The 6,754-nt window shown below is 39.2% G+C and carries 7 protein-coding genes; 5 read left to right on the forward strand and 2 right to left on the reverse strand.

Annotated features, from left to right (window positions below; translation table 11 throughout):
- Nucleotides 1-176: 176 nt before the first annotated feature.
- Genes argC through FD29_RS01415 form a run of 4 tightly spaced genes read left to right on the forward strand, consistent with a single transcriptional unit; the run spans nucleotide 177 to nucleotide 4,382 of the window.
- The gene (argC, locus tag FD29_RS01400) at nucleotides 177-1,202 is read left to right on the forward strand and encodes an N-acetyl-gamma-glutamyl-phosphate reductase (RefSeq protein WP_057887202.1); all 1,026 of its coding nucleotides are present in this window, start codon (nucleotides 177-179) and stop codon (nucleotides 1,200-1,202) included.
- 17 nt (nucleotides 1,203-1,219) lie between these two features.
- Nucleotides 1,220-2,443 (forward strand): bifunctional glutamate N-acetyltransferase/amino-acid acetyltransferase ArgJ, encoded by a 1,224-nt coding sequence (gene argJ / locus FD29_RS01405; RefSeq protein WP_057887203.1) that lies wholly within the window; start codon nucleotides 1,220-1,222, stop codon nucleotides 2,441-2,443.
- 34 nt (nucleotides 2,444-2,477) lie between these two features.
- The gene (gene argB, locus FD29_RS01410) at nucleotides 2,478-3,209 is read left to right on the forward strand and encodes an acetylglutamate kinase (RefSeq protein WP_057887204.1); all 732 of its coding nucleotides are present in this window, start codon (nucleotides 2,478-2,480) and stop codon (nucleotides 3,207-3,209) included.
- Between the two features lie 36 nt (nucleotides 3,210-3,245).
- Nucleotides 3,246-4,382: an acetylornithine transaminase gene (locus tag FD29_RS01415; protein ID WP_057887205.1), complete on the forward strand. Its 1,137-nt coding sequence runs from the start codon at nucleotides 3,246-3,248 to the stop codon at nucleotides 4,380-4,382.
- A 63-nt stretch (nucleotides 4,383-4,445) separates the two neighbouring features.
- Here FD29_RS01415 and FD29_RS01420 read toward each other — a convergent pair whose 3' ends face one another.
- Complete coding sequence (locus FD29_RS01420) at nucleotides 4,446-5,384, reverse strand: nucleoside hydrolase (RefSeq protein ID WP_057887206.1); 939 nt, start codon at nucleotides 5,382-5,384, stop codon at nucleotides 4,446-4,448.
- A 12-nt stretch (nucleotides 5,385-5,396) separates the two neighbouring features.
- Nucleotides 5,397-5,819 carry a MarR family winged helix-turn-helix transcriptional regulator gene (locus FD29_RS01425; protein ID WP_057887207.1) on the reverse strand — a complete coding sequence of 141 codons (423 nt, stop codon included), beginning with the start codon at nucleotides 5,817-5,819 and terminating at the stop codon, nucleotides 5,397-5,399.
- 233 nt (nucleotides 5,820-6,052) lie between these two features.
- Here FD29_RS01425 and FD29_RS01430 point away from each other — a divergent pair, with 233 nt between their 5' ends.
- A complete protein-coding gene (locus FD29_RS01430) occupies nucleotides 6,053-6,697 on the forward strand; it encodes an SDR family oxidoreductase (RefSeq protein WP_057887208.1) in 645 nt (214 codons plus the stop codon).
- Nucleotides 6,698-6,754 lie beyond the last annotated feature (57 nt).

A 6,754-nucleotide genomic window follows, 5' to 3' on the forward strand; every position in this document is an offset into this window, starting at 1 on the left:
TGATGCTAATGATATCTATGTAGATACCATGTTAAACAAAGAAAATAAAATTAGAATAATAATTATTATATTAAAAAAAGACTTGCACTTTTTAATTTTAAAGCGTATTCTAGCAATTAATTTCTACACGACATGTAGAGATTATAAAACAGATATCAAGAAAGGATACGACGCATATGAATGTTGGTCTTGTCGGAGTTACCGGGTATAGCGGCAGCGTTTTGTACGAATTGCTGCTGCATCATCCCAATGTCGATCATGTGAACCTATATGGACACGCACAGAAAGAAGCACAAGCTTTAGAAGAAGTACTGCCACAACTACGACGACGAACATACATTTTGCCTTATAATCCTGCTGATATCATGGAAAATAATCAAATGGTGTTTTTCGCAACTTCCGCCGGTGTCACTACTGAGTTAGCCCAACCGTTTATCGAAAAAGGCTTTCCAGTGATCGACTTGGCTGGAGACTTTCGTTTGAAGTCACGTGATGTTTACCAAAAATGGTATAAAAAAGAGGCTCCAGATTTTTTGGACCTAAAGAATTCACATTACGGATTAGCTGATTTTACCAGTGCTAAAGGAGCAACTTATGTTGCCAACCCAGGATGTTATGCAACAGCAACTATCTTGGCTTTGGCTCCCTTAGTAAAAAATCATCTGATCGATCCTGCTTCAATCATCGTCGATGCCAAATCAGGCACTTCCGGTGCGGGAAAGAAATTGAGTGAATCAACTCATTTCAGCCAAACAAATGAAAATCTGCAACTGTATAAGGTAAATCAACATCAACATATTCCTGAAATTGTTCAACAATTACAAAAATGGGATGAAGAAGTACCTTATATTCAGTTCACAACCACTTTATTACCACTGACACGTGGAATAATGGCCAGTTGCTATGCAAAGGCAAAGTCTGGAATAACTGAAGATGACGTACGAAACGCCTTCATCCAAACTTACTCAGATACCACCTTTGTAAATGCTACTGAAGGAGTTTTCCCAACCATCAAACAGGTTGTCGGAACCAACTTCTGTGACATCGGTTATCAATTAAACCCTGTTACCCATCAGATCGTCATCGTCAGTGTTATTGATAACCTCCTAAAAGGTGCAGCTGGGCAAGCAATTCAAAACTTTAACCAAATGTTTGATTACGAGCCAGGCGCAGGATTAGATTTAATTCCTGTTTTGCCATAAATTAGGAGGATTTTTTTATGCAATCATTTATTGAAGAAGAAACTAAATATCAAGTAATTCCATTCACATGGCCCAAAGGCTACAAATCCGATGGGGTCCATGCTGGCCTACGTAAGAACCCTGAGAAAAAGGATATGGGCTGGCTTTATTCGGAGGTTCCTGCTCAGGCCGCTGGGACTTATACGACGAACCAATTTCAAGCTGCTCCCACAAAGTTGACTAAGCAGACAATCAATCAGGATCACCAACTGCAAGCCATGGTCATGAATACAGCCGTTGCTAATTCAGTTACTGGCGAACAAGGGATGATCGACGCCTTGAAAATGCAAGCTTTGGCAGCTGAGAAGTTGGGTCTTCCAAATGAAATGGTCGGGGTTGCCTCAACAGGTTTGATTGGAGAATTATTGCCAATGCCAACTATTGCTAAAGGTATCGAACAATTGCAGTTATTAGACAATGGCTATGTTACCGAAGCCGTTTTGACAACTGACAAACATGCTAAAACTATTACAACTCAAGTAGAAATTTCTGGAAAGACAGTGACGATAACCGGTTTTTGTAAAGGTTCAGGGATGATTCATCCCAAGATGGCGACGATGTTAGGTTTTGTAGTGACAGATGCCAAAATCGCTGACGGTCAATTACAAACAATGTTGAGTCAGGAAGTAGACTCTACTTTCAACCAGATCACAGTAGACGGTGACACCTCAACTAACGATATGGTCGTTACAATGGCCAATGGATTAGCTGGAAATGAACCGATCGAATCCGATGGAGGAATTGATTCACAGAACTTTCTCGAAGCTTATCACGCTGTTTTGGAAGAATTAGCCCAAGACATCGCTGCTGACGGTGAAGGTTCAACTAAATTAGTCGAAGTAAACGTCGAAGGTGCCGCAACTCACACTGATGCTCAAAAAGTCGCTAAAGCAATTGTTGGTTCCAATCTAGTTAAGTCAGCGATTTTTGGTGAAGATGCTAACTGGGGTCGAATCATTGCCGCTATTGGTCAGACGAACGCCACGGTAGATGTCGATCACACCTCAGTTTGGTTGAATGATCTGCCATTAGTTAAGAATAGCCACAGTGCCGATTTTGACGAAGCTGAGATGAAAGCATCTTTGGGCAACGATAAAATTACTATTTTAGTCGATTTGAATTCCGGAACGGCAACTGGGCAAGCTTGGGGCTGTGATCTTACTTATAACTATGTCCGAATCAATGCCACATACAGAAGCTGAGTTTATAAATAAAAATACGTATGAGGTAGAGATTATGAAACAAACAATTGTTATTAAAATTGGCGGCAACGCTAGTACCCAATTACCACAGACTTTTTTTGCACAACTTGAGAAGTGGTGGCTACAAGGAAAACGAATTTTGATTGTCCATGGCGGCGGTCCCCAGATTTCTCAATGGAGTCAAAAATTAAATTTGAATGTCCAAAAAATCGACGGCATCCGGGTGACTGATCCAGCTACTTTAGATGTCACTAAAGCTGTGTTGTTAGGATTAGTTCAACCCAAACTTTGTCAAAGTATTGCAGATGCTGGCTTACCAGTCGTTGGTTTGAACGCAGCTGACAATAAATTGTTGCAAGGAGAATATTTAGATCACGATAAATATGGTGAAGTTGGTAAAATCACTCAGATCAACAAGGAATGGTTGCATCAACAATTACGTGATGAGATTGGTATCTTGGCACCTTTAGCACAGACAAAAGATGGTCAGTGGCTAAACGTCAATGCGGATTTAGCGGCAGCCAAGATTGCGATTGAATTAGAAGCTGAATCATTAGTACTTTTGACCGATGTCCCAGGAGTTTTGAATTCAGGCAAATTAGTGCCACTGTTGAGTGAATCGGTTGCTGATCAGCTGTATCAGAAAAATATTATTAAGTCGGGGATGATGCCCAAGATCAAAGCTTCATTCACAGCTTTGAAAAACGGCGTTTCGCAAACCTTTATTACGAACGATTTAGGCCGACCAGGAACACAGTTCCAATAAGATATTGAGTAATATAAAAATTTTGGAGGTTTTATGATGGAACATGTCTTCCCAACTTATGCAAGATTTCCCTTTGATTTGGTAAAAGGCGAAGGGGTTCATTTAACTGATAATCATGGTAAAAATTATTTGGATTTTACAAGTGGCATCGGTGTTTGTAGCTTTGGTTACAGTAATGAAATTATTCAAAACAATGTCCAAAATCAACTAGCAAAAATTTGGCATATTTCTAATTTATATGAAAGTCAGATTCAAGATGAAGTCGCTGATTTGCTTTGTAACGATGATCAGTTAGCCTTCTTCTGCAATTCTGGTACCGAAGCTAACGAAGCAGCCTTCAAATTAGCTCGTAAATATACTGGAAAAACGACCGTTTTAGCCTTTAACAACGGTTTTCACGGTCGGACCTATGGATCGATGTCTTTGACTGGTAATCCCGATATTCAAAAGGGATTTGCACCATTAGTTCCTGATGTTGAATTTGCCGACTATAACGATGACCAAGCTTTGGAATTGATCGATGATAACTTGGCGGCAGTCATTTTAGAAGTTATCCAAGGTGAAGGTGGCGTCTATGTAGCTGATAAAACTTGGTTAACTAAAATTCATGCTGCATGTAAAGAACATGACGTGTTGTTGATTATCGATGAAGTTCAGACTGGTATCGGCAGAACAGGAACTAAATTTGCTTACCAACAATTCGGTTTGGACCCCGATATCGTTACTTCTGCCAAGGCACTAGGAAATGGGACTCCGATTGGAGCGATGATTGGTAAAAAGATCTTAATAAGTGCTTTTGGACCAGGTTCTCACGGTACCACGTTTGGGGGAAACAAACTCTCAATGGCGGCTGCCAAGGGAGTCTTACAACAACTGACGCCAGAATTTCTCAACCAGGTTCAACAGAAAGCAGAAGTAATTTGGCAAAAGTTAAATGCAGAAATCAAACCTTTAGTTGCTGTTAATGATGTTACCGGTCTTGGTTTTATGATCGGTATTCACTTGAATGAAACAACTGATGTAAATGAAGTTATCGAAAAATTACACGACCAAGGATTGTTGACTCTGTCGGCAAAACACAATACTTTGCGGTTGTTGCCGCCGTTGGTTATGGATGAAGATGATTTGTTTGAAGGGTTAGAGATTATAAAAAAGGTATTAAAAAAAGCATGATAAAAAGGTAGTAACCTCATTTTTGAGATTACTACCTTTTAGTGATTAATATACAGAATATTCTTACTTATCGTAGCTTGCGATAGAGTCAAAGAGAAATTTAACGAAAGCCTCACGGTCAACGTCTTCTAGGACTTTGATCTGATTCTTGATAGGTGCATCGGTACGACGGTCAGGGTAAGTCATGCCACGATATTGATCGTTAGTTAAGGAAACATCCATTGAGTAAGTTGTACTCTTAGTGAATAATTCTGGAGCAATCAAACTAATAACGGCACAAGCATCGTGGATAGGAATCTTAGTCATACCTTTGGCTAATTCGGCAGATGAGTAGAAGTCCAAGATGGCACTAGCCATAACGCCGACATGACCGAGGTCTTTGATTTGATTGATTTCGTCCATAGTTAGGTAGGCTTTATCTTCGGTTAAATTCAATCCGGAAAGGGTGATTGGCAAACCAGAATTGAAGACGATACTCATAGCTTCAGGATCAACGTAGGCATTGAATTCAGCCGCCAAAGTAATATTTCCTTGCAAAGTAGAGCCACCCATAATGTAAATGTGAGCAATTTTTTCTTTGATTTCAGGGAAAGTTTTGAGCAACAAAGCAACGTTAGTCAAAGGCGCAGTAGCCACCAAATTGACCTTTTCAGTACTCTTAGAAATTTTGTCGTACATGAATGTAACGGCGTTATGGCTTGCTAGGGGGTAATCCAAACTGTTCTTAGGAAAGTCATAACCATCCATGCCAGTTTTACCGTGGATTTCACCGGCAGTTTCGACTTCTTTAACTAGAGGCGTAGCTTGACCAGATGCTAAGGGGGCGTTTGATCCTAAGAAAGTTAGTAGTTTCTTGGCATTTTGAGTAACATACTCTAATTTAACATTGCCTCCAACAGTGGTAACGCCTAATAAATCAGCTTTTTCTGGGTGGGCGAGTAAGACGGTCAAGGCGATAGCGTCGTCAATTCCAGGATCGCAATCCATAATTACTTTAGTCATTGAATCAGTACCTCACTTTTTTAATTTTTGGGGAATCTTTTTGAGTGCACGAACGAAGCTGTGACGTTCCAAGGTGCCTATGGCAGACAAGATCTTCTGATCATTAGTAGTCATAAAATCAGCGATAGCGTCTTGAAGTTCTTTGGATTTATCGGACAAGATGATTTGCTTTAATCGGGAATCAGGCTTGATATTACGGCGCAATATCAATTCATTTTTCTCCATTGTTTTCAAAATATTCGTAGCGGTTGATCGTCTAATATTGAATTCATTTTCGATATCTTTTTGATAAATATTTTTATCGCTAGAGATAGCTAAATAATGAATGATCTGAACCTGAGTTCCAGTCAATCCATATTGGCGGGCAAAAGTATTGATGCCACGGGAAATTTCATTCGAGGCAACTTTGATCAGATGAGCTACATCGCTTGCCATAAAACATCCTCCTTCAAACGTCAAATACTTAATAATTATAACATCATGCTTGAGCGAGAAATTTTAGGCTCAGTAATAATTTTACAAGATGTCATTTTTAAGAGAAATAATTTTGATAATATTTATTTTTTTGTTAATTTGTAATTGTTCGGACTATGTCGAGAAACATTCTTTGTATAAATTTAGAAACAATCTTATATTGGACTATAGAAACTAATACAGGGGGAAAAATAATGGCTAAAGTTTTGATTTTAGGTGCTAACGGTAAAATTGCCCGCTTAGCAGAACATATTTTGATCGATACGACCGATTCAGATTTGAGATTATTCTTGAGAAATGCAGGTCGTTTAAGAGATTTCGCTGATTCACATACATTGGTTGAAGCCGTTGAAGGAGACGCAACCAATGTTGAAGATTTACAAGAGTCAATGAAGGACGTCGATGTCGTTTATGCTAATTTGGCAGGCGATAATATCGAAAGTGAAGCTCGTGCAGTTGTTAAGGCAATGCACGCTGAAAACAAGACTCGTTTGATTTGGATTTCAACTTTGGGTATTTATAATGAAGTACCTGGTAAATTCGGTGAATGGAACAATAAGACACTCGGAAGCTACATTACAAATTATGCTGCCGCTGCTAAAGTTATTGAAGATTCTGACCTTGATTACACGATCATTCGTCCCGCATGGTTGACTGACAAGCCAGAAGTTGACTACGAAGTTACGCAAAAGGGCGAAGATTTCAAAGGTACTGAAGTATCAAGAAGATCGATTGCTCAAGTAGTTGTAGATATTACTCAAGATCCTGACAAATTCAAACGCGAATCAATTGGTATCAACAAACCTAATACTGACGGTGACAAACCCGCTTGGTACTAAAATTAAACAACCTAAGATTAGTTCTAAGTAAAGATTAAACTCTTTACTTAGAACTTT

This window comes from Companilactobacillus mindensis DSM 14500, from assembly GCF_001434275.1.
In the GTDB taxonomy this organism is placed as follows: Bacteria; Bacillota; Bacilli; order Lactobacillales; family Lactobacillaceae; genus Companilactobacillus; species Companilactobacillus mindensis.

Bases quoted from the DNA above. Each gene is read 5' to 3' on its own strand.
- argB (WP_057887204.1), top strand. From the start codon at position 2,478: ATGAAACAAACAATTGTTATTAAAATTGGCGGCAACGCTAGTACCCAA.
- FD29_RS01415 (WP_057887205.1), top strand. From the start codon at position 3,246: ATGGAACATGTCTTCCCAACTTATGCAAGATTTCCCTTTGATTTGGTA.
- argC (WP_057887202.1), top strand. From the start codon at position 177: ATGAATGTTGGTCTTGTCGGAGTTACCGGGTATAGCGGCAGCGTTTTG.
- argJ (WP_057887203.1), top strand. From the start codon at position 1,220: ATGCAATCATTTATTGAAGAAGAAACTAAATATCAAGTAATTCCATTC.
- FD29_RS01430 (WP_057887208.1), top strand. From the start codon at position 6,053: ATGGCTAAAGTTTTGATTTTAGGTGCTAACGGTAAAATTGCCCGCTTA.
- FD29_RS01420 (WP_057887206.1), bottom strand. From the start codon at position 5,384: ATGACTAAAGTAATTATGGATTGCGATCCTGGAATTGACGACGCTATC.
- FD29_RS01425 (WP_057887207.1), bottom strand. From the start codon at position 5,819: ATGGCAAGCGATGTAGCTCATCTGATCAAAGTTGCCTCGAATGAAATT.